The sequence below is a fragment of the Zobellella aerophila genome (assembly GCF_039539325.1).
In the GTDB taxonomy this organism is placed as follows: Bacteria; Pseudomonadota; Gammaproteobacteria; order Enterobacterales; family Aeromonadaceae; genus Oceanimonas; species Oceanimonas aerophila.
Map to the genome: position 1 here is coordinate 1,491,298 of NZ_BAABCX010000001.1, position 26,399 is coordinate 1,517,696.

Consider the following 26,399-nt stretch of genomic DNA (forward strand, 5'->3'; position numbering starts at 1 on the left):
CAGCCTTGTCTGTCTTTCCTCGTTCCCACGCAGAACGTGGTAATGCAGGCCCGTTTTAAAACTAACACCTTTGCAGGTAATCCATGCACAGCGCACTGAAACTGGATATCGATGACTTTCTGGCCCATTACTGGCAACGCAAGCCCCTGCTGCTCAAGGGGGCGCTGCCCGGCTTTGCAGACCCACTGAGCCCGGACGAACTGGCCGGCCTGGCGCTGGAGTCCCATATTGAATCCCGCCGGGTCTGGCGGGAAGGGGAACGCTGGCAGGCCGAAACCGGCCCCTTCGACAGCTATGACCATCTGGGCGAAGAGTACTGGACCCTGCTGGTGCAGGCGGTCAACCAATGGCATCCGCAGGTGCAGGATCTGGCGGAGCAGTTTCGCTTTATTCCCGGCTGGCGGTTCGACGATGTCATGGTCAGCTTTTCCACCCCCAAGGGCGGCGTGGGCCCCCATATAGACCAATACGGCGTCTTTATCGTCCAGGGGGAAGGCAGCCGCCACTGGCGGGTGGGCAAGCAGCAAAGCCTGAAGGAATTCGCCTCCCACGGCGCCCTGCGCCACTGCGAGGCCTTCGAGGCCGAGATCGATGCGCTGCTGGAGCCGGGCGATGTGCTTTATATTCCCCCCGGCTGCCCCCATGAAGGCTATGCACAAACGCCTGCGCTCAACTACTCCATCGGCTTCCGCGCCCCCGATGCCAAGGATCTGATATCCAGCTTTGCCGATCACGTGCTGGCCCATACGGAGCAGACCCGCCGCTTCGACGATGCAGCCATGTCGCCCTGCCGGCACCACGGTCGTATCGACCATCAGGTGCTGGCCCAGGTAAAAACCCTGATGACCGAGCTGCTGGACGATCCCGTGCGGCTGACCGACTGGTTTGGCGAAATGATGTCGGAAGCCAAGCATGACCTGGATCTCGAGCCCGCCGAGCCGGTTTACAGCCTGGAAGAACTGGTATTGCGCCTGGATCACGGCGATCATCTGTATCGCCTCGCCGGCGCACGCTGTTTTTATATAGAGGGCAACAAGCAGGAATTTTACCTGGACGGTGATCGCTACCAACTGGCCCAGCCCGATGCGGACGCCATCGCCCTGTTATGCGATCAGTCGCGCATCTGCGGACCGGAAGTGGCCTGCCTGGCCCAGCCCCAGGCCCTGCTGGAAGTGCTGTTGCCGCTGGTTAACCAGGGATACTGGTATTTCGAGGAAGACGAGGAATAACAGCGGGGATTGGGGATTGGGGATTGGGGATTGGGACTATACCAATCCCAGCTCCCTGTTCAGCAGTCCCTACGCCTTCTGGCTCCTAAAGCTCATCAAATACCGGATGATAGGTCACCAGACCGGTCGGTACCGGCTTTTTGAATGGCAAGGCCATAAAGGCGGCCTCGGCGCCCGGATAGGGGCAACGCAGGCCAAAGTTGCTGGCCGGCTTGAAGCCGAAACGACCGTAGAAATCCACGTCGCCCAGCACCACCAGACCGGCCCAGTCCAGTTCATGGGCCGAGTTGATGGCTTCCTTGATCATCCCCGAACCCACCCCCTGACGCTGGCAGTCCGGCCAGACACTCACCGGCGCCAGTCCCAGCCAGCCCAGATCCTGGCCGTCGATCAACACCGGGCTCATGGTCAGGTGGCCGATGATGGCCCCTTCATATTCCGCCACCTGGCTGATGCTGATGGCCCCCTGCTCCCGCAGGGCCAGCACCAGATCGGCCTCAGCCGGACGATTGAAGGCAGCATACACCACCTCGTCTATCTCATCGCCGTCACCGGGGCGTTCGGTTCTGAACAACAACATAAGGGCTCCTCAGGGTGCCAGCCGGTCAATGGTCCAGCCGTCTGCGTTCCTTTGATACAGAAAACGATCATGTAGCCGTCTGGCCCCCCCCTGCCAGAACTCCACGGAGTCAAACTTCACCCGGAAGCCGCCCCAGAAGCTGGGCAGCGGCACTTCGCCACTGGCAAACTTTTGCTTTATCTCAAGAAACTTGGCTTCCAAGATGCCCCGGGCGGAAATACGGGATGATTGCTGGGAGACCCAGGCGCCGATCTGGCTGTCCTTGGGCCGGCTATGAAAATATTTCATCACCTCAAGGGTCGACAGCTGCTCCACCTGGCCGGTGATATGCACCTGTCGCTCCAGCATATGCCAGGGGAATAGCAGGCTGATGCGGGGATTCTTTGCCAGCTGGCCGGCCTTGCGGCTGCCCATGTTGGTGTAAAATACAAAACCATGGGCGTCCAGGTGTTTGAGCAGCACAATACGCTGATAGGCTTGTCCCCGTTCATCGACCGTGGCCACCACCATGGCGGTGGGATCCGTGATCCCGGACTTCACCGCCTGTTCCATCCACAATTCGAACAGGGTCAAGGGATCGTCGGGCAAGTCTTTGCGCCTTAGTCCGCCCTGGGTATAGTCCCGCCGAAAGTCGGCCAGCTCCATCATGCTTTCCTCAAGGATTTCAGATGGTCAATATTGTGCGCCGGGCGCAGTGGCTTGGCAAGTTGTCATCCGGTCACAACTTCTCTATATATAGGGGCATACTCCTTTTGATAGAAGACAAAATGAATCAAGGACTTATTCACGCCCTGCTGCTGGACGGCCGGGGCGGGGCCCGGGAACTGGACCCGTATGAGCTGAGCAATTGGCAACCGGAACAGGGCTGCCTCTGGCTGCACTTTGATTATCGCCAGCCGGATACCCGCCGCTGGCTGGAACAGCACAGCCAGCTGGACAAGGTGGCCGTTTCCGCCCTGTTGAGCGAGGCGACCCGCCCCCGGGCCACCAGCCATGGTCAGGGATTACTGATCGCCCTGCGCGAGGTCAACCTCAACCCGGGCGCGGATCCGGAAGACATGGTAGCCATGCGGCTATGGCTCGAGCCGAAGCGCATCATCAGCACCCGCAACCGGCAACTGACCTCGGTGCAGACACTCGCCACCCGGCTGGCGCAGGGTAAGGGCCCCGCCAATAGCGATACCCTGCTGGCCGAACTGGCCTTCGAATTGCAGCGCCCGCTCGGCGAGATAGTGGAAGAGCTGGATGAGCAGATCGATGAGCTGGAAACCCGTTTCCTCGACGGTACTCTGGAAACCTCCAGGGGAGAGCTGCTGACCCAGCGCCGCCAGCTGATCCAGTTTCGCCGTTATCTCAGCCCGCAAAGAGAAGCCTTGGGGCGATTGCTGGCCGACAAAGATCATGGTGTACTGAGTACCGAGGCCAGGACCTCACTGCGGGAGACCCAGGACAGCCTGCACCGCTACCTGGAAAATATGGAGGCGATCCGGGAGCGCTCCGCCGCCCTCGACGACGCCCGGGCCAACCAGCTATCGGAGCAACTGAACAAACGCATGTTTGTGCTGTCGATCATCACCGCCCTATTCCTGCCGTTAAGTTTTATGACCGGCCTGCTGGGCGTCAACCTGGCCGGCATACCGCTAGCCGACAACGCCGCCGCCTTCGGTGTGTTCGTGGCAACCCTGGTACTGATGGTGGCGCTGCAGGTGTGGTATTTCCGGCGTCGGGGGTGGATTTAAAGTAAAGAATCCACCTCGGGCCGATAAAACTGTGCCTCATTTCATCGCGGCGGGATCGCCGCTCCCACTGCGTCAATGAACTAAAAAGGGCCGGGGATCACTCCCCGGCCCTTGCCTTGAAACTGCTCGCTTATCGCTTGAGTCTATTACTCGGCGTTATTCTCGACCGGTGCTTCTGCCTTGGCTTCGGCGGCAGGTGCTTCGGCTTCGGCAGGCTTGTTGGCTTCTTTGATGGACAGGCGGATACGGCCCTGACGATCCACTTCCAATACCTTCACCTTTACCTTGTCACCCACTTTCAGGTGATCGGACACATTCTTGACCCGTTCTTCGGTGATCTGGGAAATATGCACCAGGCCGTCCTTGCCGGGCAGGATGTTGACGAAGGCGCCGAAATCGGCCAGGCGCACCACCTCACCATCGTACAGGGTGCCGCTTTCCACTTCCGCGGTCAGCTGCTCGATGCGGCGGATAGCCAGCTTGGCGGCCTCACCGTCGACGGCGGCGATTTTGACGGTGCCGTCATCGTCCAGCTCGATGGTGGTGCCGGTTTCTTCGGTCAGGGCACGGATGGTAGAGCCGCCTTTACCGATCACATCGCGGATCTTCTCCGGGTTGATCTTGATGGTGTGGATGCGCGGTGCAAAGTTGGAGATCTCGGCGCGCGGCTGATTAAGGGCCTCGTCCATTACCTTCAGGATGTGCAGGCGGGCGCCGCGGGCCTGTTTCAGGGCCACTTCCATGATCTCTTTGGTGATGCCTTCGATCTTGATATCCATCTGCAGGGCAGTGACGCCCTCGTTGGTACCGGCCACCTTGAAGTCCATGTCACCCAGGTGATCCTCGTCACCCAGGATATCGGACAGCACCACAAATCCTTGTTCTTCTTTCACCAGACCCATGGCGATACCGGCCACCGAGGCCTTGATCGGCACGCCCGCATCCATCAGTGCCAGCGAGGTACCGCACACTGAGGCCATGGAGGAAGAGCCGTTGGACTCGGTGATTTCAGACACCACACGCACGGTGTAGGGAAACTCTTCCTGGCTCGGCATCACGGCGGCGACACCGCGCTTGGCCAGACGGCCGTGGCCGATTTCGCGGCGCTTGGGGCTGCCGACCATACCGGTTTCACCCACACAGTAAGGAGGGAAGTTGTAGTGCAGCATAAAGCGGTTGGCACGCTCGCCGGTCAGCTCGTCGATCAGCTGGGCATCCCGCTCGGTACCCAGGGTGGCGGCAACCAGCGCCTGGGTTTCACCACGGGTAAACAGCGCCGAACCATGGGTGCGGGGCAGCAGGCCGGTGGCCACATGCAGGGCGCGGATCATATCGGGCTCGCGACCGTCGATGCGCGGTTCGCCACGGACCACGCGACCACGGACAATGGTTTTTTCCAGCTTGCCCAACTGATCCTGAACCTCTTTGATGCTCTGCTCCGGGCTCTCAGCCAGTATCGCGTCCAGCACCCTGGCCTTGATGGCGCCGATGGCGTCGCGGCGGGCGGTTTTGTCGGTGATCCGGTAGGCTTCACCCAACTCGGCGGCCGCCAGCTCGGCAACCCTGGCCTTCAACGCTTCATTCTCGGCGGCAGGCTGCCAATCCCAAGGCTGAGTACCCACCTCGGCGGCAAATTCATTGATGGCATTGATGGCGGTCGCCATCTGCTCGTGGCCGTAGACAACCGCGCCCAGCATGACGTCTTCCGGCAACACGGCGGCTTCGGATTCCACCATCAATACCGCGTTGGCGGTACCGGCCACCACCAGGTCCAGCTGGCTTTCTTTCAGCTCGGAAATGGTCGGGTTCAGTACATACTCGCCGTTCATATAACCGACGCGGGCGGCACCGATGGGGCCGGCGAAGGGAATGCCGGAAATGGCCAGGGCGGCGGAGGTGCCCAGCATGGAGATGATGTCCGGGGCGATTTCAGGGTTAACTGAAACCACGGTGGCAATGACCTGGACTTCGTTTTTGAATCCATCGGGAAACAGCGGGCGGATCGGGCGGTCGATCAGCCGGGCTGTCAGGGTTTCACCTTCCGTCGGGCGGCCTTCACGCTTGAAGAAGCTGCCCGGGATACGACCGGCGGCGTAGGTACGCTCCTGGTAGTTCACTGTTAACGGGAAAAAATCACGGCTTTCATCGGCTTCGCGCTTGCCGACCACGGTTACCAGGACCGCGGTATCATCGATGCTTGCCATCACGGCGCCGGAGGCCTGACGGGCCATCACACCGGTTTCGAGGGTGACCGTATGCTGGCCGTATTGGAAGGTTTTTACGATAGGATTCACGTTGTAGATTCCTTTAATATGTATGATCTCTAATTTGCCCGCACAGTATACTTGATTCCCCCTTAAAACCCAGAATCAATGATGGGAAATGGCTTAAATCCGCGTCGCCAGCCAGTCAACAAAATCCGCCTGCATCTGCGGACTCAGCTCGTGAACCGCGTCATATTCCCGGTAGGTCAACGGCACCTTGTGCTGCGCCAGTAACGCCCGGGAGGCATGTGCCATGGAAACGGGCAACTTGCCGTCCTGACGGCCATGACAAACCAGAGCTTGCAGTTCGCTCAGCTGTTGTTCACCGGCAATCAAGGGAGCGATCTCGGGCAGAATACGGCCACTCAGCACCCCGAATCCCCCCACCAGTTCAGGCCGGGTCAGCGCCACGCTGGCACTCATGATGCCCCCCTGGCTGAAACCGGCGATCCACAGATTGTCAGGGTCGACGCCATACGTGTCAGGTAACTGCGCTAAAAAATGCACCAGCAACTGGCGGGCATGCTCGGCTTCATCCGGCTTGATTTGGGGACCATTGGCAGTGAACTGCACACTGAACCAGCCAAACTGAGCAGGACCAAAGACCAGAGGCCCACGAGCCAGGATCACCGTCAATCGGGGATTCTGACGCAAGCCGAAGTCGATTAATCCTGCTTCATTGCCCCCTACGCCATGAAGCAGGATCAGGCAAGGCGACTTGCCCTGTCCAGCCGCTCGCGGGTGAAGTACCCGGTGAGCCAGCCCTAAATCGGTCGCCGCCACCAGAGATCCAAAAGATGCGTTCATATTTTTCTCAAGCTCCGTCAAGTAATAGACTGACACCGGCCAACGGCCTGAATGTCATCTGAATAAATAGGATTCCATCGACAGGACACCGTGCGTCATGCCCCCCTCGATCACCTCTACCTCGCCACCGGGGGTCCCTGCGCCCGCCGCCACCAGCAATGGCAGATAATGCTCGGAGGTAGGGTGAGCCCGCCGGCCGTGAGGCGCCTGGCGCAGATAGTCCACCAGGGCCGCCTTATCATGCGCCCTGACCGCCTGTCGCGCCCAGTGCACGAATTCCCAGGCATAGTCCGCCTCGGCGTCATGTCCCATACGGAACTCGTACAGATTGTGAGTCAGGCTGCCCGAACCGACAATCAGCACCCCGGCTTCCGCCAGGGGCGCCAAAGCCTCTCCTAACTGCCAAGCGGAATGAGGATCCAGCCTGGCCGGCATGGAAACTTGCATGACCGGCACATCCGCATGGGGATACAGGTAACGCAAGGGCACCCAGGCGCCATGATCCAGGCCGCGCCGGGGATCACAGGCCGCCTGGTAACCCTGGTCACGCAGCAGGGCCATGACGGTTTTGGCCAGCTCGGGTGCCCCCGAAGCCGGATACTGCAATTGATACAGGGCATCGGGGAAGCCGCCGAAATCATGGATGGTAGCCGGCCGGGTACTGGCGGTGACCGCTATTTCCCTGGTGACCCAGTGGGGAGACACCACCAGCACCGCCTTCGGTCTAGGCAGGCACTCGCCCAGAGCCTGCAACAGCAGCCCGGCCCGGCCGGGCTCCAGGGCGAAGGTCGGCGCCCCATGGGACACAAACAAGGTCGGCAATCGGGCCATACTGAAACTCCTCTCAAAGATCATCTGTGCAGACTCTAGCCGGCCCCAACCTTGAGATAAACCGGCCCTGGCGCAATTAATTATTAACCATAATGAAATAATTAAAGAAACAAGAGGACTTTGTCGTTTTATTGAGGGTGAATAACAGATGTGTGACAGTCACCGATTTCAACAGCGGCAATATCAGGGAAAGTTGTATAACTGGCGGTTATAAAACGAAAAAAGGAGCCGAAGCTCCTTTTTTCTTAAACCGGATGGGTCGATTAACGACGCAGACCCAGTTTTTCGATCAGTGAACGGTAACGTTCAACGTCTTTACGCTTCAGGTAGTCCAGCAGGCTACGACGCTGGGATACCATGCGCAGCAGGCCACGACGGCTGTGGTGGTCATGGATATGCTGCTTGAAGTGGCCTTGCAGGTGGTTGATCTGGGCGCTCAGCAGGGCAACCTGAACTTCAGGAGAGCCGGTGTCGCCTTCGCCACGAGCAAAGTCAGCAACGATTTGGGCTTTGGTTTCAGCATTTAGTGACATCTTAATTACTCCAGAGAGATGAATGGTTCTTCCAGCCGATCACTAATTCAGCCGGAAACAGAGCTGCGCATTCTACCAGCTAGGCCGGGGTTGGCAACCGGAAAATGCGCAAATTTCAGCGTACCAGCCGCTTGGGAGCGACCTTGCCATCGTCGTCGATCTCTCCCACGCCGATAAACTGCTGTTCGGGGCCCATAGTCATGCGTACAAAACCCGACAGCGGCGCGCCGGATACCTGTACCGCCTGGCCCTGATTGACATAGCCGGCCACCAGTTCGGACATGTTGACCTCCGGCAGGCTGGCCACGGCGGTGTCCATCGGCAACAGCAGAGGATCCAGCTCCAGCCGGGGAGAGACATCCTGGGCCTTGCAGTTCTCCAGGATGCACTCCAGCTGCTCAAGGGTCAGCATGCGCTCGGCCGGATAGCCGGCCACCGCCAACCGCCTGAGCATGGTGACATGGGCGCCACAGCCGAGCATTTCCCCCAGATCATCCACTATGGTGCGGATATAGGTGCCCTTGCTGCAATGAATTTCCAGCTCAACCGCGTCGCCTTCGAAACGGATCAGTTTCAGTTCATAGACGGTGATCGGCCTGGCTTCGCGGGGCACCTCTATGCCTTCGCGGGCATACTGGTACAACGGCTTGCCCTGGTATTTCAGCGCCGAGTACATGGACGGCACCTGCTCTATGTCACCGCGGAAATGATCCAGGGCTTCAATCAGCTCACCGGTGGCCACCTCGACCGGGCGGGTCTCGACCACTTCGCCATCGGCGTCACTGGTATCGGTGCGTTCGCCCAACTTGGCAATCACCCGATAGCGTTTGTCCGCCTCCAGCAGGAACTGGGAAAACTTGGTCGCCTCCCCCAGGCAGATCGGCAGCATGCCGGTGGCCAGGGGATCCAGGGCTCCGGTATGGCCGGCCTTGGCGGCGGCGTAAATGCGTTTGACCTTCTGCAAGGCATCGTTGGAGGTAATTCCGGCGGGTTTATCCAACAACAGGATGCCGTCTACCTCACGGCCACGAAATCGACGCTGACGCCCCATCTTCAGTCCTTATCCTCTTGAGCTTGCTCATCACGGTCGGATGCCTGCATCCGTCGCTTGTCTTCCGCGACGGTGCTCGACACCAGGTTAGAAATGCGCATGCCTTCGACCAGGCTCTGATCGTAGGTGAAGCGCAGTTCCGGGGTGACCCGCAGGCGCATCGCCTTGCCCACCAGGCTGCGGATAAAGCCGCTGGCGTCTTTCAATACCTTCATACCCTGTTCGATTTTTTCCGGATCGTTTTCCAGGAAGGTCACAAACACCTTGGCGTAGTTAAGATCCCGTGACAATTCCACACCGGATACGGTCACCAACTTGAGGCGTTCATCTTTGATTTCCCGCTGCAGGATCATCGCAATTTCTTTCTGCAATTCCTGCCCAACCCGGCGGGTGCGGCTGAATTCTCTAGCCATATTCTTTATCCAATAAAAAAAGGAGCCAAGAGGCCCCTTAATATCAATCCAGGTGACGAAAGGATACAGCTGAGCAGACTGTCGGCGGCAAGGTCGAAAAATGCTCCTGCTTTTTCGACATTTCCACCATCCATGACGGTCAGTGCCGCCGTCAAGCCCCATAGGGCAGCCTGCTGCCTGCATCACGCTTTGTGCCTGAACGAACATCCAGTGAATGTTCGTAGCAGGTGCAAAGCGCCGATGACCTTAAATATGGCCTGTCGGCATGCTGTGCCTTCCGGCACCGGCTGCAACCGGAGCCGATGTCACCCTTACAGGGTGCGCTGTACTTCCACGATCTGGTAAACCTCGATCTGGTCACCGACCCGTACATCATTGTAGTTCTTCACGGCGATACCACATTCCATGCCGTTACGCACTTCCTGTACATCGTCCTTGAAGCGACGCAGGGATTCCAGCTCGCCTTCGTAAATCACCACGTTATCACGCAGTACCCGGATGGGGTTGCTGCGTTTGACGTTACCCTCGGTCACCATACAGCCGGCCACGGCGCCGAACTTGGGTGAGCGGAACACGTCACGCACCTGGGCCAGGCCGATGATCTCCTGCTTGAACTCGGGCGCCAGCATGCCGGTCATGGCCTGTCTGACTTCGTCCAGCAATTCGTAGATCACGCTGTAGTAGCGCAGATCGATTTCTTCGGCCTCGATCACCTTACGGGCAGCCGCATCGGCACGCACGTTGAAGCCCAGGATGATCGCATTGGACGCCGCTGCCAGGCTGGCATCGGTTTCGGTGATGCCGCCCACGCCGGAGCCGATGATCTTGACCTTGACTTCGTCGGTCGACAGCTTCTGCAGGGAGTCGGAAATCGCTTCGATAGAGCCCTGCACGTCGGCCTTCAGTACCAGGTTGACTTCGGCCACTTCGCCTTCGGTCATGTTGGAGAACATGTTCTCCAGCTTGGACTTCTGCTGACGGGCCAGCTTGACTTCACGGAACTTGCCCTGGCGGTAGGTGGCCACTTCGCGCGCTTTCTTCTCGTCACGCACCACGGTCGCCTCGTCGCCGGCAGCCGGTACCCCGGACAGACCCAGGATCTCGACCGGAATGGAAGGACCGGCAGACTTGATTTCGCGGCCCAGCTCGTCCTTCATGGCGCGCACCCGGCCATATTCCAGGCCACAGAGCACGATATCACCCTGGTTGAGGGTACCTTCCTGCACCAGCACAGTGGCGACCGGACCCCGGCCCTTGTCCAGGCGGGATTCGATCACCACGCCGGAAGCCATGCCGTCGTGCACCGCATTCAGCTCCAGCACCTCGGCCTGCAACAGTATGCCTTCCAGCAGTTCGTCTATGCCCATACCCGTCTTGGCCGAGATGTAAACGAACATGTTCTCGCCACCCCAGTCTTCCGACATGACGCCGTGCTGAGCCAGTTCATTCTTCACCCGATCGATATCCGCATCGGGCTTGTCCATCTTGTTGACGGCGACGATCAGCGGTACACCGGCCGCCTTGGCGTGTTGAATCGCCTCGACGGTCTGCGGCATCACGCCATCATCGGCGGCCACCACCAGTACCACGATATCGGTGGCGCCGGCACCACGGGCACGCATGGCGGTAAAAGCGGCGTGGCCCGGAGTATCCAGGAAGGTGATCATGCCGTTTTCGGTTTCGACGTGATAGGCACCGATATGCTGGGTAATACCACCGGCTTCACCGGCGGCCACTTTGGCGCGACGGATATAATCCAGGGTCGAGGTCTTACCGTGGTCGACGTGACCCATGATGGTCACCACGGGGGCCCGGGTCTTGCGTTCGGCATCGGTATCACGATCGGAGAGCACCCGCTGCTCCAGCTCGTTTTCACGACGCAGGGTCACTTTATGGCCCATCTCTTCCGCCACCAATTGGGCGGTTTCCTGATCGATCACCTGGTTGATGGTAACCATGGCTCCCATCTTCATCATCGCCTTGATGACTTCGGCCCCCTTGACCGCCATCTTGTTGGCTAGCTCGGCGACCGTGATGGTTTCACCGATCTCCACGTCCCGGTTGACCGGCTGCACCGGCTTCTGGAAACCATGCTTCATGGATCTGGGCGTCATCACCTTGGCACGCTTGCCTTTTTTCTGGCGGTCGGCACGGCTTTCACGATCTTCCCGGTCTTCCTTCGACTTGCCGCCCTTGCGCTTCTTGCCGCCGGTACGACGGGCCTTCTGCTCTTCGGTCTGATCGGCTTCGTCTTCCGCCGCCTTGGCGTGAGGGTTGGTCATCACGTGATAGTCGGCATCTTCCGGCTTCTTGGCCGCTTCTTCGGCCCAACGCTTCTCGTTTTCTTCTGCCAGTTTGCGTACTTCTTCAGCCTTGATTTGGGCTTCCAGCTCGGCCTTGCGCAAGGCTTCTTCCTCACGCTGACGCTTTAATTTTTCTGCTTCGCTCTTGGCCATATCGTCTGCCTTTTTCTGCTCTTTGCTCTGGGGCTTGGCGCCCTGCTCTGTGGTGTCCTGAGCTTGCAGCTGAGCCTGGCGGGCTTTTTCTTCCGCTTCACGCTTGGCTTTTTCTTCCGCCTCACGCTTGGCCTTGGTCTCGGCTTCGCGCTTGGCCACTGCTTCGGCTTCGCGACGGGCCTCGGCTTCCGCTTCCAGACGGGCCTGCTCTTCTGCTTCCTGCTGACGCTGTTGCTCTTCGAGCGAGTCGCGCCTTACATAAGTACGTTTCTTGCGCACCTCTACCTGCACGGCCTTGTTCTTGCCACCGGCACCCTGCACACTCAGGGTACTCTTGGTCTTGCGGTTCAAGGTCATCCGTTTAGGTTCATTATCGTCATTAGCACCGTGCTGTTTCTTTAAAAACGCCAGCAAGGCGGCCTTTTCAGTTTCGCTTACCGTATCGGCACTGGATTTCTCCATGCCGGCTTCACGAAACTGCTGGACTAGACGATCAACCGGTGTGTCGATGTCATTGGCAAGTTGCGTTAATGAGACTTCTGCCATTCATTTACCTCCGTTGATCTTATTCTTCGTTCTGGTCTCCGAACCAGCAGATATTACGGGCAGCCATGATGAGTTCGCCTGCCAGGCTCTCATCCAGGCTTTCAATTCCCTCAAGGTCATCAATACCTTGTTCTGCCAGCTCTTCCAGATCCGCGATACCACGGGCGGCAAGCTGATAGGCCAGTTCCCGGGTCATGGAGGGCAGTGCGAGCAGTTCCTCTGCCGGCTCCACCCCTTCAAAAGATTCTTCCTGCGCCAGGGCCCGCGTGGTCAGGGCGTCTTTGGCACGATTACGTAGCTCTTCCACCATGTCTTCGTCCAGGCCTTCCACGCTCAACAGCTCACTGACCGGCACATAGGCGATTTCTTCCAGGGTGGAGAAGCCCTCCTCCATCAACAGGGCGGCAAAATCTTCATCGATATCCAGATACTGGACAAACAGATTCATGATCTTATCGCTTTCGACCTGGTGTTTGCTCTGCAGATCTTCCACCGTCATCACGTTCAGTTCCCAACCGGTCAGCTGGGAAGCCAGGCGCACGTTCTGGCCATTACGGCCGATGGCCTGGGCCAGGTTGCCTGACTCGACGGCGATGTCCATGGAGTGGGCATCTTCGTCCACTATGATCGAGGCCACGTCAGCCGGGGCCATGGAGTTGATCACGAACTGGGCGGGGTTGTCATCCCACAGTACTATGTCGACCCGCTCGCCACCCAACTCGCCGGATACCGCCTGCACCCGGGCACCGCGCATGCCGACACAGGCACCGATGGGATCGATGCGCCGGTCATTGGTCTTGACCGATATCTTGGCACGGCTGCCCGGATCCCGGGCCGCGCCCATGATTTCGATCAGCTCCTCACCGATTTCCGGTACTTCGATGCGGAACAATTCTTTCAAGAAGTCCGGATGGGTACGGCTGACAAACAGCTGGGCGCCACGGGCTTCGGGACGCACCGCATACAGCAGGCCACGCACCCGGTCGCCTGAGCGGAACGACTCGCGCGGCAGCAGATCATCCCGGTAGATCACCGCTTCGGCGTTATTGCCCAGATCCAGGATCACGCTCTCGCGGGTGGCTTTCTTGACCACACCGGTGATGATCTCGCCTTCCTGGTCCTGGAACTGCTCGACCACCTGCATGCGCTCGGCCTCGCGCACTTTCTGCACTATAACCTGCTTGGCGGTCTGGGTGGTGATACGGTCGAATTTTACAGACTCGATCTGATCTTCAACATAGTCACCCAGCTGGATTTCCGGCTCATCGATCTGTGCCGCTTCCAGGGTAATTTCCCGGTAGGGGTTGGTCAGGGCTTCCTGATCCTCCACCACCTGCCAGCGACGGAAGGTGTCGAAGTCGCCACTCTTGCGGTCGATGGCCACCCGGACTTCGATATCACCCTCATATTTCTTTTTGGTTGCCGTCGCCAGGGCTGTTTCCAGGGCCTCGAAGATCTTTTCGCGAGGCACCGCCTTCTCATGGGAAACCGCGTCTACAACGAGCAATATTTCTTTATTCATGTCCGATCGCCTCGTTAGTCAAAGTTCGGAACCAGATTCGCTTTTTGGATATTAGCAAAGGCAATGGGAAAGGCTTTCCCTTCTACCTCCAGCCGGATCAGGGTGTCTTCAACCGCCACCACTATCCCTTTAAGTTTACGTCTGTTATTCACCGCCATGCGCAGGGTCAGCTCTGCCTCCTGGCCGATAATGGCCTGGTAATGCGCCGGTTTGAACAGGGGGCGAGCCATACCAGGAGAGGACACTTCCAAATCGTATTCAGTGGCGATGGGATCTTCCACATCGAGCACGGCGCTGACTTGCCGACTGACTTCGGCACAGTCATTCACTTCGATGCCATTTTCACTGTCGATATACAGGCGCAGGGTGGAATGACGTCCGGCACGAACAAATTCCAGCCCCAGCAGTTCAAAGCCCAGCGCCGCTACCGGCTCGGTGAGCATTTCGGTCAATCGTTGTTCCAATGTAGCCAAAGCTACCCCCTCCAAAAACAAAAAAAGGGCTCGCAGCCCAGTGAATCCGCATCGGTCAGGCCGATGCCAAAGTGCAGATAACAAAAAGCCCCGATCTTCAAATCGGGGCTATTCTCCTGGACCCTGATTGTCGCCTCGCGACGACCATCCACAGCGCGCAGGCAATGGACGTGAAATTGGTTGCGGGGGCCGGATTTGAACCGACGACCTTCGGGTTATGAGCCCGACGAGCTACCAGGCTGCTCCACCCCGCGTCCGAAATCGTGCGAGATTATAGTTAACTTGGCGAAAAATCTCAACCTAACAGCTAATCTATAACTTGGTGCCGAGAGCGGGACTTGAACCCGCACGCCTATACAGGCACTACCCCCTCAAGATAGCGTGTCTACCAATTCCACCACCTCGGCAAAACTCTTACTTAGTTGGGTATATCGCTGTCATTGCTGACTGGGACATCACCCTGGGACTGCCTTTCCAGCACTTCGGGCTGAGAAAGATCTTCCCATTCGCTCCCTTGCTTGCTGCCGTTGGTGGAAAGATTCCCCAACACCAGACTAACCACAAAGAAGCCTGCTGCCAGCAGCGTTGTCGCCTTGGTCAGGAAGTTACCCGAACCGCTGGAACCAAATACCGTATTGGACGCACCCGCTCCAAAGGACGCACCCATATCGGCGCCTTTCCCTTGCTGTATCAACACCAAGCCAATCAGGGCCAGTGAGATAAGCAGATACACCACTAAAAGAATCTCGTACATTTAAGCTATACCTTTGCTTGGCGCCTAAGCCCCGCCACCAGGCTGCTGTCGGGAGCGGGGCTAATACTAGCGATCCGCATTCCCCGATACAAGCGCAATTTAAAAAAATCTGTTCAAATGCATAAAAAGACGGCAAAGCGATGATCGCACAACCGTTTTTCTTATTAGCTGGAAGCCCTAAGCTGTCAGCTGTAAGCAGCCCGACGCTGTTTTCAGTGTTGCTGAAGACAGCCATGACTCATAAACCGTATGCAGGACTTTCAAACAACTCGGGCAGCTTATCGCTTCCAGCTTAAAGCTCCGGCGCAGCCGGTATCGCTTCGGCGATATGCTCGGCCAGACGCTGAACCTGGGCCTGACTGGCACCTTCCACCATCACCCGGATCAACGGCTCTGTACCGGACTTTCTCAGCAGCACCCGCCCCTTGCCGGCCAGCTCGGCTTCTGCCGCCCGTACTCGCGCCAGCACCTCCGCATCGGCCAGTGGATCCGTGCCGGCCTGGAAGCGCACATTGATCAACACCTGGGGAAACAGGGTCAGCTCGGCACGCAGTTCCGCCAGGCTCACGCCCTCTGCCACCATGGCACGCAATACCTGCAGTGCGGCGATGATGCCATCCCCCGTGGTGTTATGCTCCAGGCTGATGATATGGCCGGAGTTTTCCCCTCCCAACCTCCAGCCATGCTCCTTGAGCAGCTCCATCACATAACGGTCGCCCACTTTCGCACGCAGGAAGGGGATCTCCAGCTTGGCTAGGGCCAGCTCAAGGGCCATATTCGACATCAGGGTGCCGACTACGCCGCCCTGTAAGCTACCGCGACGCCGGGCATCCCTGGCCATGATATAGAGTATTTCATCACCGTCTACCAGGGCGCCGGTGTGATCCACCATCACCAGCCGATCGCCGTCGCCATCGAAGCCGATACCCAGATCCGCCTTGTGCGCCAATACCGCATCTATCAAAGCGGCAGGGGCAGTTGAGCCCACCTCGTCATTGATATTCAAGCCATTGGGGCTGATGCCGGTCCGTACCACTTCGGCGCCCAGCTCTTCAAACACAGCCGGCGCGATGTGGTAGGTAGCGCCATGGGCGCAATCGAGCACTATCCTGAGCCCATCCAGATGCATTTCCGAGGGGAAGGTGCTCTTGCAGAACTCGATATAACGGCCAGGTGCGTCGTTGATGCGAGTGGCCTTGCCCAGCTGATCGGAAGAAACGCAGTCCATCGGCTGATCCAGCATGGCCTCGATCGCCAGCTCTACCTCATCGGGCAACTTGGTGCCGTCATGGGAGAAAAACTTGATGCCGTTGTCGTAATAGGGGTTATGGGAAGCGCTGATTACTATACCGGCCTCGCCCCGGAAGGTACGGGTCAGATAGGCCACCGCCGGCGTCGGCATCGGGCCCAGCAGCGTCGCCTTGAGACCGGCGGCAGACAACCCGGCTTCCAGCGCAGCCTCCAGCATATAACCCGAAATGCGGGTATCCTTGCCGATCAGCACCTTCCTGGTGCCGGTTTGCGATAGTACCTTACCGGCGGCCCAGCCCAGCTTCATCACAAATTCGGGAGTAATGGGGTATTCTCCTACCCGACCACGTATGCCATCTGTACCAAAATATTTCCGGCTCTTCATTTATCGTTATCCTTTGTATTGTGTTGCTTCCTGCCATACCCGCAGGGCATCGGCCGTTTCTTTTACATCATGCACCCGGATGATCTGCGCCCCCTGACTGACGGCATAGAGGGCCGCCGCCAGGCTGCCAGCCAGCCGTTGAGACACTTCCCGGTCGAGCAGCTGACCGATCATCGATTTGCGCGACATGCCGATCAACAGCGGCAGTTTAAGGTCATGCAGCCGGTGCAGCCGCCCCAATAACTCATAGTTGTGCTTGAGTGACTTGCCAAACCCAAAACCCGGATCCAGGCAGATGCGCTGGCGCGGAATCCCAACCGCCTCGCAGGCCGCCAGCCGCTCCCGCAGAAAGGTCGTTACCTCGGTGGCGACATCTTGATAATCCGGCGCCTGCTGCATGGTCCTCGGCTGCCCCTGCATATGCATTAGGCAGACGGCAGCGCCGCTGTCCACGGCCACCTGCAGTGCCCCCGGCTCGCGCAAGGCGCGGACATCATTGATCAGATCGGCGCCGCCACACACGGCTTCGCGCATCACTATCGCCTTGCTGGTGTCCACAGAAATCCAGCAATCCAGCTCCTGCCGCAACCGTTCGATAACCGGCACGACGCGATCCAGCTCCTGCTGTTCACTTACCTCCGCGGCACCGGGCCTGGTCGACTCCCCGCCCACATCGATAATGGTTGCGCCGTCCCGCACCAGCTGCAGGGCATGACGCAGGGCGACATCCCTGTCTGTATAGCTGCCGCCATCGGAGAAGGAATCGGGGGTCAGGTTGAGGATCCCCATCACCTGGGAACGACCCAGGTCAAGGGTACGCGTTTTGCTTGCTAACAACATAAGGCTGGTTTCCCGAAAAATAAAAAGCCCCGCTCACAGGGTGAACGGGGCTTAATTTATCATAAAAACTTAATTGCTGGGGGCATCCGAAGGTTTGTTCAAATCCGGCGCGCCCGGTTTGGACTCGGCTTCTTTCTTGTCCTGTGCACCGGAGGTCGGCCCCTGGGGCTTGTCATCAGCCTCATCTTTCCAGTCTGCCGGTGGACGCACGTCACGACGGGCCATCAGATCATCGATTTGTTTGGCATCGATAGTCTCATACTTCATCAGTGCGTCTTTCATGGTGTGCAGGATATCGATGTTGTCGGTCAGTATCTGCTTGGCACGGCTGAAGTTTCGTTCGATCACCTGCTTCACTTCCGCATCAATGGCCTTGGCGGTCTCATCGGACATATGCTTGACCTTGGCTGCGGTGCGTCCGAGGAACACTTCACCTTCTTCATCCGCATACAGCAGAGGACCCATTCTTTCTGACAGACCCCACTGGGTAACCATCTTGTGGGCAATTTCGGTGGCTCGCTCGATGTCGTTGGACGCCCCCGTGGTGACCTTGTCGAAACCGTAGATGAGCTCTTCGGCCAGACGACCGCCGTACAGGCTTGAGATCATCGATTCCAGATGCTGTTTGCTGTAGCTGAACCTGTCCTGCTCCGGCAGGTACATGGTTACACCCAGGGCTCGGCCGCGGGGAATGATCGACACCTTATAGACAGGGTCATGCTCGGGCACCATACGGCCGACGATGGCATGGCCCGCCTCATGATAGGCGGTCATTTCCTTCTCGGACTCGGACATCACCATGGAGCGGCGCTCGGCACCCATCATGATCTTGTCTTTGGCCTTTTCAAACTCTTCCATCGACACCAGGCGACGGGCCGAACGGGCGGCAAACAAGGCCGCCTCGTTGACCAGGTTGGCCAGATCGGCCCCGCTGAAACCGGGAGTACCACGGGCGATCACGCTGGCATTGACGTCGTCACCCAGGGGGACACGGCGCATATGTACCTTGAGGATCTGTTCACGACCACGCACATCGGGCAGGCCCACCACCACCTGGCGGTCGAAACGGCCCGGACGCAGCAACGCCGGATCCAGTACGTCAGGCCGGTTGGTGGCGGCGATGACGATCACGCCCTCGTTGCCTTCGAAGCCGTCCATCTCGACCAGCATCTGGTTCAGGGTCTGCTCTCGCTCATCGTGACCGCCACCCAGGCCGGCGCCACGCTGGCGACCGACGGCGTCGATTTCATCGATAAACACGATACAAGGGGCCGATTTTTTCGCCTGCTCGAACATATCGCGCACACGGGATGCACCCACACCCACAAACATTTCGACGAAATCAGAGCCGGAAATGGTAAAGAAGGGCACCTTGGCCTCGCCGGCGATGGCCTTGGCCAGCAGGGTTTTACCGGTTCCGGGAGGACCCACCAGCAGGATGCCGGTAGGAATACGGCCACCCAGCTTCTGAAAACGGCTCGGATCGCGCAGGTAATCCACCAGCTCCTTGACGTCTTCCTTGGCTTCATCGCAGCCGGCCACATCGGCAAAGGTGGTCTTGACCTGGTCTTCGCCCATCAAACGGGCCTTGCTCTTACCGAAGGTCATGGCGCCCTTGCCGCCGCCCCCTTGCATCTGGCGCATAAAGAACACCCAGACACCGATCAACAGCAGCATGGGGAACCAGGAGATAAAGATAGAGGTCAGCAAGCTCGGCTCTTCCGGCTTCTCACCCACTACCCGTACATTGTTGTTCAGCAAATCGTTGAGCAGCTGAGGGTCTTCCGTCGGCATCACTGTGGTAAAGCGATCACCACTACGCTTGACACCGTTGATGGTCTTGCCATCCATGCGGACTTCCCGGATCTGCCCCTGGGCTACTTCCTGTACGAAGGCAGAATAGTCCTGTTGGCGTCCCGCCGGTTCACTGGGGCTAAAGCTCTGAAATACAGACATTAACACCACGGCTATGACCAACCACAGGATCAAATTTTTCGCCATGTCACTCAAATTACTAACCTCACCGGCTGACAGTTTATGACCTAGAGAGTACTACAGTTTAAAACCTGTAGCCACAATGTAGACTTCCCTCGAACGTGGCCGCGACGAATCGGGTTTTCGCACCTTAACGACACCGAAAGAGCGGCGGACTTCCAACAGGAACTCATCGAAGCCGGCCCCTTGAAATACTTTGACCACAAAGCTGCCCTTCGATGCCAGCACTTGGCGGCACATATCCAGCGCCAGCTCTACCAGGTACATGGCTCTGGGCTGATCCACCTCGGGTGTGCCGCTCATATTCGGCGCCATGTCCGATAACAACACATCGACCTTGTCATCCCCGACCCGCTTGAGCAGGGCATTGAGTACCTCCTCGTCACGGAAATCACCTTGCAGGAAATCCACTCCGGCGATGGGGTCCATCGGCAAGATGTCACAGGCGATCACCTGTCCCTGCTGGCCGACCTGCTCCACGGCAAACTGGCTCCACCCCCCCGGGGCCGCGCCCAGATCCACCACCGTCATCCCCGGCTTGAGCAGGCGATCACGGCCTTGTAATTCTTCCAACTTGAATACGGCACGAGAGCGCAGACCCTTTTTCTGGGCCTGTTTAACATATTTATCGTCAAAATGCTCTTTTAGCCAGCGCGCTGAGCTGGCCGAGCGTTTACTCTTACTCATTAAATTATCGCTCTACTCTTACCATTGAAGCCTAGATGGGGGTACAATGACCATCTTTCAACCTAAAATAACCGAAGCATTTTGCAATGACCCTGAACAATAAGCAAAAACAATACCTCAAAGGTCTGGCGCACAGCCTCAAGCCGGTGGTATTGCTTGGCCAACACGGCCTCACCGAAGGCGTGCTCGCCGAGATAGAGTTGGCGCTCAACCATCACGAACTGATCAAGGTAAAGGTTGCCGCGGAAGACAGGGAAGTCAAAACGCTGATCATGGACGCCATCGTCCGTGAAACCAATGCCGTCAAGGTACAAACCATAGGCCATGTGCTGACCCTGTATCGCGCCAGCGAGCTGAAAAAGATCACCTTACCCCGCTGAGGGCATAGGGAGCGATGGCCGGGGAATGAAAAATCCTCCCTGGTCATCGCTCCCTGGAATTTCAGCCCTTACAGATATTCTACCTTGATAATTTCGTAGTCCACGTCGCCGCCCGGGGTTTTCACCACCACCTCATCTTCCTCTTCCTTGCCGATCAGCGCACGAGCGATGGGAGAATTGACCGAGATCAGGTTGGCTTTAATGTTGGACTCATCGTCACCCACGATGCGATAGGTGATTTCCTTTTCGTCGTCACTCTTCAGCAGTGTCACCGTGGCGCCAAAAATCACCTTACCATTGTTAACCAGCTTGGTAATGTCGATGATCTGGGCGTTGGACAGCTTGGCTTCTATTTCCTGAATACGGCCTTCGCAAAACCCCTGCTGCTCGCGGGCCGCGTGGTATTCGGCATTTTCCTTCAGGTCACCGTGCTCACGGGCATCGGCGATGGCTTCGATAATTTCCGGACGGCGGACCGACTTCAGGTAGTCCAGCTCTTCACGCAGTTTCTGCGCACCGCGAATGGTCATCGGCGTTTGATTCATAGTGGAAACCTGGTTCCTTCAACAATAAAACAACAAGAGCCCGTCCGAATAATCGGCATAGGGCTCATATCTTAAGAGTTTGGCCTGTCGGCCCAATCTATGTCAGCTACTCAGACTAATACAGTCGGGCTAGCGGGTCAAATCATCGAAGAAGCGTTTCACTCCCTCAAAAAAACCTTCCGATTTGGGCTTGTGCTTTTTCCCCGCCGCCCCGCCGAAGGAGTCTTCCAACTGACGCAACAGGCTCTTTTGCTCTTCGGTCAGTTTCACCGGCGTTTCGATATACACCTTGCACACCAGATCACCCATCAACCCGTTACGGGCCGAGCGCACCCCCTTGTCTTTCAGGCGAAACATACGGCCGGTCTGGGTTTCGGCAGGGATCTTCAGCTTAACCCGGCCATCGAGGGTGGGGACTTCCACCTCGCCGCCGAGGGCCGCCGCACTAAAGCTGATCGGAACCTCGCAATAGAGGTTATTGCCGTCACGCACGAAGATGTCGTGCTCACGCACATGTACCTGTACATACAGGTCCCCCGCCGGCGCGCCCGACTCACCGGCCTCCCCCTCACCCGACAGGCGGATACGATCACCGGTATCCACCCCGGACGGGATCTTGACCGACAGGGTCTTGGTTTTCTGGTAACGGCCTTCGCCATGGCACTTATGGCAGGGATCGGCAATGATCTTGCCCTTACCCCGACAATGGGGGCAGGCCTGCTGCACGGTAAAGAAACCCTGACGCATATGCACCTGGCCGGCACCGTGACAGGTAGGGCAGGTCTTTGCGTCGGAGCCGGGCTTGGCCCCGCTGCCGTCACAGACCTCACAACCGACCAGGGTGGGCACCTTGATCTCTTTGGTCACGCCCCGCACCGCTTCTTCCAGGGTCAGCTCCATGTTGTAGCGCAAATCGGCACCACGGGTCGCGCGCTGCTGACGACGCTGGCCGCCACCGAAGATATCACCGAACACATCGCCAAAAATATCGCTGAAATCACCGCCGCCGCCAAAGCCATGACCGCCCCCCTGCTGACCGTTGACACCGGCATGACCAAACTGATCATAAGCGGCCCGCTTTTGGGCATCGGTCAGTACTTCATAGGCTTCGGTCGCTTCCTTGAACTTTTCCACACCGTCGGCATCATCCTTGTTGCGATCAGGATGGTACTTCATCGCCAGCCGTTTATAGGCCTTCTTGATTTCACGCTCGTCGGCTCCCTTGGCCACGCCGAGCACTTCGTAATAATCTCGCTTAGACATAGGTTATCGTTTTACCTGGTCTCAATTACACAAAGGCGGGCGTTGGAGTCCCAACGCCCGCACTGTTAGCGTCACTGCGCCGGGTGACCCTTATTTTTTATCGTCTTTGACTTCTTCAAACTCGGCGTCAACCACGTCGTCGTCGGCCTTGCTGGCCTCTTTGGCGCCGCCGGCATCATGAGCCTGGGTCTGCGCCTTGGCCTGGGCGGCTTCCATCAGCTTTTGCGACACTTCCAGCAGAGCCTGCTGCTTGGCTTCGATGTCGGCCTTGTCTTCGCCGCGCACGGCTGTTTCCAGGGCACTCAGGGCACTGTCGATGGCGCTCTTGTCATCGGCAGCCAGGGCATCACCGGCTTCTTCCAGCTGCTTACGGGTGGCGTGCACCAGGCCGTCGGCCTGGTTACGGGCCTGTACCAGCTCTTCGAATTTTTTGTCTTCCGCGGCATTGGCCTCGGCGGCGCGCACCATGGCTTCGATTTCTTCCTCGCTCAGACCGGAAGACGCCTGGATGGTGATCTTCTGCTCCTTGCCGGTATCTTTGTCTTTGGCGGATACATGCAGGATGCCGTCGGCGTCGATATCGAAGGTCACCTCGATTTGCGGCAGGCCACGGGGCGCAGGACGAATGCCTTCCAGGTTAAACTGGCCCAGCGACTTGTTGTCACCGGCACGCTTGCGCTCACCCTGCAGCACATGGATGGTCACGGCGGACTGATTGTCGTCGGCGGTGGAGAACACCTGGGACTTCTTGGTCGGGATGGTGGTGTTCTTCTCGATAAGTGCGGTCATCACACCACCCATGGTTTCAATACCCAGCGACAGCGGGGTCACGTCCAGCAGCAGCACGTCTTTCTTGTCGCCAGACAATACGGCGCCCTGGATGGCGGCACCCACGGCCACGGCTTCGTCCGGGTTGACGTCTTTACGCGGCTCTTTGCCGAAGAAATCGCTGACCGCCTTCTGTACCAGCGGCATGCGGGTCTGACCACCGACCAGGATGACATCGTCGATGTCAGACACGGACAGGCCCGCATCCTTCAGCGCGGTGGCGACCGGATCCAGGGATTTTTTCACCATGTCTTCGACCAGGGATTCCAGCTTGGCGCGGGTCACCTTGATGTTCAGGTGCTTGGGACCAGAGGCATCGGCGGTGATATAAGGCAGGTTCACCTCGGTCTGCTGGGCGGAAGACAGCTCACACTTGGCCTTTTCAGCGGCTTCTTTCAGACGCTGCAGGGCCAGCATGTCGTTGCGCAGATCGAAGCCCTGCTCACGCTTGAATTCTTCCACCAGGTAGGTGATTAAGCGGTTGTCGAAGTCTTCACCACCCAGGTGGGTGTCGCCGTTGGTGGCCAGTACTTCGAAGGTTTTCTCGCCTTCCATATCATCGATTTCGATGATGGAGATATCGAAGGTACCGCCACCCAGGTCATATACGGCTACCTTGCGGTCACCCTTGGCCTTGTTGACGCCATAGGCGAAGGCGGCGGCGGTCGGCTCGTTGATGATCCGTTTGACATCCAGGCCGGCGATACGGCCGGCGTCTTTAGTGGCCTGGCGCTGGGCATCGTTGAAATAGGCCGGTACGGTAATGACCGCTTCGGTGACCGCTTCGCCGAGGTAGTCTTCGGCGGTCTTCTTCATCTTCTTCAGCACTTCGGCGGAAATCTGCGGCGGAGCCATTTTTTTGTCTTTGGCGCTCACCCAGGCATCACCGTTGTCGGCCTTGACGATGCTGAACGGCATGATCTTGATATCACGCTGCACTTCTTCATCTTCGAAGCGACGGCCGATAAGGCGCTTGATGGCGAACAGGGTGTTTCTCGGGTTGGTTACCGCCTGACGCTTGGCGGGCTGACCAACCAGGGTCTCACCATCATCGGTATAGGCAATGATAGAGGGAGTAGTACGAGCACCCTCGGCGTTTTCAATGACCCGCGGGGTATCCCCGTCCAGGATGGCAACGCAAGAGTTGGTGGTACCCAGATCGATGCCGATGATTCTACCCATAAAATCCTCTCTAAATTTCTTGAATACGGTAATAAGCGTTTTTACATTTTTGCTTTAGTGCCTATATGTGGTTGCCGGTTTACGCTTTCAAGACAGCCATCACAATTTTTTAGGCACTCAGCCGTTTTTATCGAGCCACTTACGCCTGAGGGCTCTTGGTCACCATCACCATGGCGGGACGCAGCACCCGGCCATTGAGCTCGTAGCCTTTCATCATCACTGCCAGTACCGAATTGGGCGCCAGCTCGGCGTTTTCGACCATGCTCATCGCCTGATGCTTGTTGGGATCAAAAGGCTGCCCCTGGGGGTCTATCTGGGCCACGCCAAATTTTTCCACCGTGCTGAGCAGGGATTTCAGGGTCAGCTCGACGCCCTCCATCACCGCCTTGAAGGCGTTGTCTTCTTTATCGGTATGCTCCAGCGCCCGCTCCAGGCTGTCGATCACCGGCAGTAGCTCGCCTGCGAATTTTTCCAGGGCAAACTTCTGCGCCTTTTCCACATCCAGGGCGGCGCGACGGCGGATATTTTCCATCTCGGCCAGGGTGCGCAGGGCATTGTCTTTTTCGGCCGCCGCAGACGCTTCGGCACTGGCCAGTTTTTCTTCTAATTCAGCTACATAAGCTGCATCCGGCTGTTCTGCCTGAGTATCTTCAAGCTCCACAGAAACCGTTTCCACCGGCACTTCTTCCTGCTCGGGGGCCTGTTCTGTTTCAACCTGGTGCTTTTTGCTGCTCATGTCGTCTCCCATCTGTGTTATTCAGCTTTTGCCTATATGGGGTCTCTGATTAGAGTTTCAAGTCTTGAATTGCACGGCTAGAATAGCCTGCAACGGAGTCCGCCAGGGAATTGCGCTTTCGCACCCATCACCAGCCAGGCATATCGCATCTATGGAAACCAGCTTCAACACCATCGCCCTTATCGGCAAACCGGATCACCAGGGTGCCAACCAGACCCTGGTCGCGCTGCACCACTACCTGAACCAATTCAATCTGAATATCGTTATCGAGCGACGGGTGGGCGAACAACTCAACCTGGATAATGTCGAACTGCTGGAAATGGTCGAGCTGGGCGAGCGGGCCGATCTCGCCATAGTGGTTGGCGGTGACGGCAATATGCTGGGGGCCGCCCGGGTGCTGGCCCGTTACGATGTCGCTGTGGTCGGCGTCAACCGGGGCAATCTGGGCTTCTTGACCGACTTGTCGCCGGACAGCTTCGAGGAGCCGCTCGAACGGCTGCTGACCGGGGATTTTCAGACCGAATACCGCTTCCTGCTGGAGGCTCAGGTGCACCGGCATGGCCAGTTGAAGGCCAGTAACACCGCCATGAACGAAGCGGTGCTGCACCCGGGGCAGATTGCCCATATGATCGAGTTCGAGGTCTATATCAACGGCAACTTCATGTACAGCCAACGGGCCGACGGCATGATAGTGGCGACCCCCACCGGCTCCACCGCCTATTCGCTATCCGCCGGGGGCCCTATCCTCACCCCCAACCTCAATGCCATGACGCTGGTGCCCATGTTTCCCCACACCCTGAGCTGCCGACCCATCGTCATCGATGCGGACGCCCAGATTAAACTGATGGTCGCCCCGACCAACAAAACCGATCAGATGTTGGTGAGCTGTGACGGTCATGTGTCGCTGGCGGTACAACCCGGCGATGAGATCCATATCAGCAAGAGCCCCTACAAACTACGTCTATTACACCCCCGAGGCCACAGCTACTTTGATGTGCTGCGCAGCAAGCTCGGCTGGGGCAGCAAGCTGTTTTGACTACGGGTTACCCCGCTTGAGCCGACAAACCTGTGTATACACATAGCGGCGGGGTTGCCGCTCCCACAAGCGC

24 protein-coding genes and 2 tRNA genes are annotated in these 26,399 nt (G+C 58.1%); 4 read left to right on the forward strand and 22 right to left on the reverse strand.

All coding sequences use genetic code 11. The features are described 5' to 3' along the window. Positions 1-83 precede the first annotated feature (83 nt). Positions 84-1,229 (forward strand): ribosomal protein uL16 3-hydroxylase, encoded by a 1,146-nt coding sequence (locus ABD806_RS06925; protein ID WP_344956141.1) that lies wholly within the window; start codon positions 84-86, stop codon positions 1,227-1,229. An 85-nt stretch (positions 1,230-1,314) separates the two neighbouring features. On the opposite strand, the gene ABD806_RS06930 is transcribed toward ABD806_RS06925, so the two are convergent. Together ABD806_RS06930 and pdxH are read right to left on the reverse strand one after the other, a co-directional pair. Next, complete coding sequence (locus ABD806_RS06930) at positions 1,315-1,803, reverse strand: GNAT family N-acetyltransferase (RefSeq protein WP_425583087.1); 489 nt, start codon at positions 1,801-1,803, stop codon at positions 1,315-1,317. Positions 1,804-1,818: 15 nt separating this feature from the next. Beyond that, positions 1,819-2,457 (reverse strand): pyridoxamine 5'-phosphate oxidase, encoded by a 639-nt coding sequence (pdxH, locus tag ABD806_RS06935; protein WP_344956145.1) that lies wholly within the window; start codon positions 2,455-2,457, stop codon positions 1,819-1,821. A gap of 119 nt (positions 2,458-2,576) precedes the next feature. Here pdxH and ABD806_RS06940 point away from each other — a divergent pair, with 119 nt between their 5' ends. Beyond that, positions 2,577-3,548 (forward strand): zinc transporter ZntB, encoded by a 972-nt coding sequence (locus ABD806_RS06940; RefSeq protein WP_344956147.1) that lies wholly within the window; start codon positions 2,577-2,579, stop codon positions 3,546-3,548. 146 nt (positions 3,549-3,694) lie between these two features. Here the strand turns inward: ABD806_RS06940 and pnp are convergent, their stop codons facing one another. From pnp to rlmE, 16 genes are all read right to left on the reverse strand, one after another. After that, on the reverse strand, positions 3,695-5,779 hold the full coding sequence (pnp, locus tag ABD806_RS06945) for a polyribonucleotide nucleotidyltransferase (protein ID WP_425583088.1): 2,085 nt from the start codon (positions 5,777-5,779) through the stop codon (positions 3,695-3,697). A gap of 156 nt (positions 5,780-5,935) precedes the next feature. Next, positions 5,936-6,619 (reverse strand): alpha/beta hydrolase, encoded by a 684-nt coding sequence (locus ABD806_RS06950; RefSeq protein ID WP_344956151.1) that lies wholly within the window; start codon positions 6,617-6,619, stop codon positions 5,936-5,938. A gap of 54 nt (positions 6,620-6,673) precedes the next feature. After that, positions 6,674-7,450 carry a DODA-type extradiol aromatic ring-opening family dioxygenase gene (locus ABD806_RS06955; protein WP_344956153.1) on the reverse strand — a complete coding sequence of 259 codons (777 nt, stop codon included), beginning with the start codon at positions 7,448-7,450 and terminating at the stop codon, positions 6,674-6,676. A 263-nt stretch (positions 7,451-7,713) separates the two neighbouring features. Next, positions 7,714-7,983, reverse strand: coding sequence for a 30S ribosomal protein S15 (rpsO, locus tag ABD806_RS06960; RefSeq protein WP_071473214.1), 270 nt, complete (start codon positions 7,981-7,983; stop codon positions 7,714-7,716). Between the two features lie 115 nt (positions 7,984-8,098). After that, positions 8,099-9,034, reverse strand: coding sequence for a tRNA pseudouridine(55) synthase TruB (gene truB / locus ABD806_RS06965; protein WP_344956160.1), 936 nt, complete (start codon positions 9,032-9,034; stop codon positions 8,099-8,101). Positions 9,035-9,036: 2 nt separating this feature from the next. Beyond that, positions 9,037-9,447 (reverse strand): 30S ribosome-binding factor RbfA, encoded by a 411-nt coding sequence (gene rbfA, locus ABD806_RS06970; protein WP_344956162.1) that lies wholly within the window; start codon positions 9,445-9,447, stop codon positions 9,037-9,039. 311 nt (positions 9,448-9,758) lie between these two features. Beyond that, on the reverse strand, positions 9,759-12,449 hold the full coding sequence (gene infB, locus ABD806_RS06975; RefSeq protein WP_344956164.1) for a translation initiation factor IF-2: 2,691 nt from the start codon (positions 12,447-12,449) through the stop codon (positions 9,759-9,761). Between the two features lie 19 nt (positions 12,450-12,468). After that, positions 12,469-13,971 (reverse strand): transcription termination factor NusA, encoded by a 1,503-nt coding sequence (nusA, locus tag ABD806_RS06980; protein ID WP_344956167.1) that lies wholly within the window; start codon positions 13,969-13,971, stop codon positions 12,469-12,471. Positions 13,972-13,985: 14 nt separating this feature from the next. Then, positions 13,986-14,444 carry a ribosome maturation factor RimP gene (rimP, locus tag ABD806_RS06985; protein ID WP_344956169.1) on the reverse strand — a complete coding sequence of 153 codons (459 nt, stop codon included), beginning with the start codon at positions 14,442-14,444 and terminating at the stop codon, positions 13,986-13,988. 177 nt (positions 14,445-14,621) lie between these two features. After that, positions 14,622-14,698 (reverse strand) — tRNA-Met (locus tag ABD806_RS06990). A gap of 66 nt (positions 14,699-14,764) precedes the next feature. Then, positions 14,765-14,851 (reverse strand) — tRNA-Leu (locus ABD806_RS06995). Between the two features lie 11 nt (positions 14,852-14,862). Then, positions 14,863-15,198, reverse strand: coding sequence for a preprotein translocase subunit SecG (gene secG / locus ABD806_RS07000; protein WP_344956171.1), 336 nt, complete (start codon positions 15,196-15,198; stop codon positions 14,863-14,865). A gap of 292 nt (positions 15,199-15,490) precedes the next feature. Beyond that, a complete protein-coding gene (glmM, locus tag ABD806_RS07005) occupies positions 15,491-16,834 on the reverse strand; it encodes a phosphoglucosamine mutase (protein WP_344956173.1) in 1,344 nt (447 codons plus the stop codon). Between the two features lie 6 nt (positions 16,835-16,840). Beyond that, a complete protein-coding gene (folP, locus tag ABD806_RS07010; RefSeq protein WP_344956175.1) occupies positions 16,841-17,674 on the reverse strand; it encodes a dihydropteroate synthase in 834 nt (277 codons plus the stop codon). Between the two features lie 69 nt (positions 17,675-17,743). Continuing rightward, the gene (gene ftsH, locus ABD806_RS07015) at positions 17,744-19,684 is read right to left on the reverse strand and encodes an ATP-dependent zinc metalloprotease FtsH (protein ID WP_344956177.1); all 1,941 of its coding nucleotides are present in this window, start codon (positions 19,682-19,684) and stop codon (positions 17,744-17,746) included. 42 nt (positions 19,685-19,726) lie between these two features. Continuing rightward, entirely contained in the window at positions 19,727-20,356 is a 630-nt protein-coding gene (gene rlmE / locus ABD806_RS07020) for a 23S rRNA (uridine(2552)-2'-O)-methyltransferase RlmE (RefSeq protein ID WP_344956179.1), read from the reverse strand. Between the two features lie 86 nt (positions 20,357-20,442). Here rlmE and yhbY point away from each other — a divergent pair, with 86 nt between their 5' ends. After that, positions 20,443-20,736 (forward strand): ribosome assembly RNA-binding protein YhbY, encoded by a 294-nt coding sequence (gene yhbY, locus ABD806_RS07025; RefSeq protein WP_344956181.1) that lies wholly within the window; start codon positions 20,443-20,445, stop codon positions 20,734-20,736. 68 nt (positions 20,737-20,804) lie between these two features. Here yhbY and greA read toward each other — a convergent pair whose 3' ends face one another. From greA to grpE, 4 genes are all read right to left on the reverse strand, one after another. Continuing rightward, entirely contained in the window at positions 20,805-21,281 is a 477-nt protein-coding gene (greA, locus tag ABD806_RS07030; protein ID WP_344956183.1) for a transcription elongation factor GreA, read from the reverse strand. A 129-nt stretch (positions 21,282-21,410) separates the two neighbouring features. Continuing rightward, a complete protein-coding gene (dnaJ, locus tag ABD806_RS07035) occupies positions 21,411-22,544 on the reverse strand; it encodes a molecular chaperone DnaJ (protein ID WP_344956185.1) in 1,134 nt (377 codons plus the stop codon). Positions 22,545-22,634: 90 nt separating this feature from the next. Further along, complete coding sequence (gene dnaK / locus ABD806_RS07040) at positions 22,635-24,554, reverse strand: molecular chaperone DnaK (protein ID WP_344956187.1); 1,920 nt, start codon at positions 24,552-24,554, stop codon at positions 22,635-22,637. Between the two features lie 139 nt (positions 24,555-24,693). After that, positions 24,694-25,290, reverse strand: a complete 597-nt coding sequence (gene grpE, locus ABD806_RS07045) for a nucleotide exchange factor GrpE (protein WP_344956189.1) — start codon at positions 25,288-25,290, stop codon at positions 24,694-24,696. Between the two features lie 151 nt (positions 25,291-25,441). On the opposite strand from grpE, the gene nadK reads away from it, so the two are divergent. Then, on the forward strand, positions 25,442-26,326 hold the full coding sequence (gene nadK, locus ABD806_RS07050) for an NAD(+) kinase (protein ID WP_344956191.1): 885 nt from the start codon (positions 25,442-25,444) through the stop codon (positions 26,324-26,326). Positions 26,327-26,399: the final 73 nt, after the last annotated feature.

Coding starts and splice junctions, on each gene's coding strand:
- ABD806_RS06925 (WP_344956141.1), top strand. CDS start 84: ATGCACAGCGCACTGAAACTGGATATCGATGACTTTCTGGCCCATTAC.
- pdxH (WP_344956145.1), bottom strand. CDS start 2,457: ATGATGGAGCTGGCCGACTTTCGGCGGGACTATACCCAGGGCGGACTA.
- ABD806_RS06940 (WP_344956147.1), top strand. CDS start 2,577: ATGAATCAAGGACTTATTCACGCCCTGCTGCTGGACGGCCGGGGCGGG.
- pnp (WP_425583088.1), bottom strand. CDS start 5,779: ATGGCCCGTCAGGCCTCCGGCGCCGTGATGGCAAGCATCGATGATACC.
- ABD806_RS06950 (WP_344956151.1), bottom strand. CDS start 6,619: ATGAACGCATCTTTTGGATCTCTGGTGGCGGCGACCGATTTAGGGCTG.
- ABD806_RS06955 (WP_344956153.1), bottom strand. CDS start 7,450: ATGGCCCGATTGCCGACCTTGTTTGTGTCCCATGGGGCGCCGACCTTC.
- rpsO (WP_071473214.1), bottom strand. CDS start 7,983: ATGTCACTAAATGCTGAAACCAAAGCCCAAATCGTTGCTGACTTTGCT.
- truB (WP_344956160.1), bottom strand. CDS start 9,034: ATGGGGCGTCAGCGTCGATTTCGTGGCCGTGAGGTAGACGGCATCCTG.
- rbfA (WP_344956162.1), bottom strand. CDS start 9,447: ATGGCTAGAGAATTCAGCCGCACCCGCCGGGTTGGGCAGGAATTGCAG.
- infB (WP_344956164.1), bottom strand. CDS start 12,449: ATGGCAGAAGTCTCATTAACGCAACTTGCCAATGACATCGACACACCG.
- nusA (WP_344956167.1), bottom strand. CDS start 13,971: ATGAATAAAGAAATATTGCTCGTTGTAGACGCGGTTTCCCATGAGAAG.
- secG (WP_344956171.1), bottom strand. CDS start 15,198: ATGTACGAGATTCTTTTAGTGGTGTATCTGCTTATCTCACTGGCCCTG.
- glmM (WP_344956173.1), bottom strand. CDS start 16,834: ATGAAGAGCCGGAAATATTTTGGTACAGATGGCATACGTGGTCGGGTA.
- folP (WP_344956175.1), bottom strand. CDS start 17,674: ATGTTGTTAGCAAGCAAAACGCGTACCCTTGACCTGGGTCGTTCCCAG.
- rlmE (WP_344956179.1), bottom strand. CDS start 20,356: ATGAGTAAGAGTAAACGCTCGGCCAGCTCAGCGCGCTGGCTAAAAGAG.
- yhbY (WP_344956181.1), top strand. CDS start 20,443: ATGACCCTGAACAATAAGCAAAAACAATACCTCAAAGGTCTGGCGCAC.
- greA (WP_344956183.1), bottom strand. CDS start 21,281: ATGAATCAAACGCCGATGACCATTCGCGGTGCGCAGAAACTGCGTGAA.
- dnaJ (WP_344956185.1), bottom strand. CDS start 22,544: ATGTCTAAGCGAGATTATTACGAAGTGCTCGGCGTGGCCAAGGGAGCC.
- dnaK (WP_344956187.1), bottom strand. CDS start 24,554: ATGGGTAGAATCATCGGCATCGATCTGGGTACCACCAACTCTTGCGTT.
- grpE (WP_344956189.1), bottom strand. CDS start 25,290: ATGAGCAGCAAAAAGCACCAGGTTGAAACAGAACAGGCCCCCGAGCAG.
- nadK (WP_344956191.1), top strand. CDS start 25,442: ATGGAAACCAGCTTCAACACCATCGCCCTTATCGGCAAACCGGATCAC.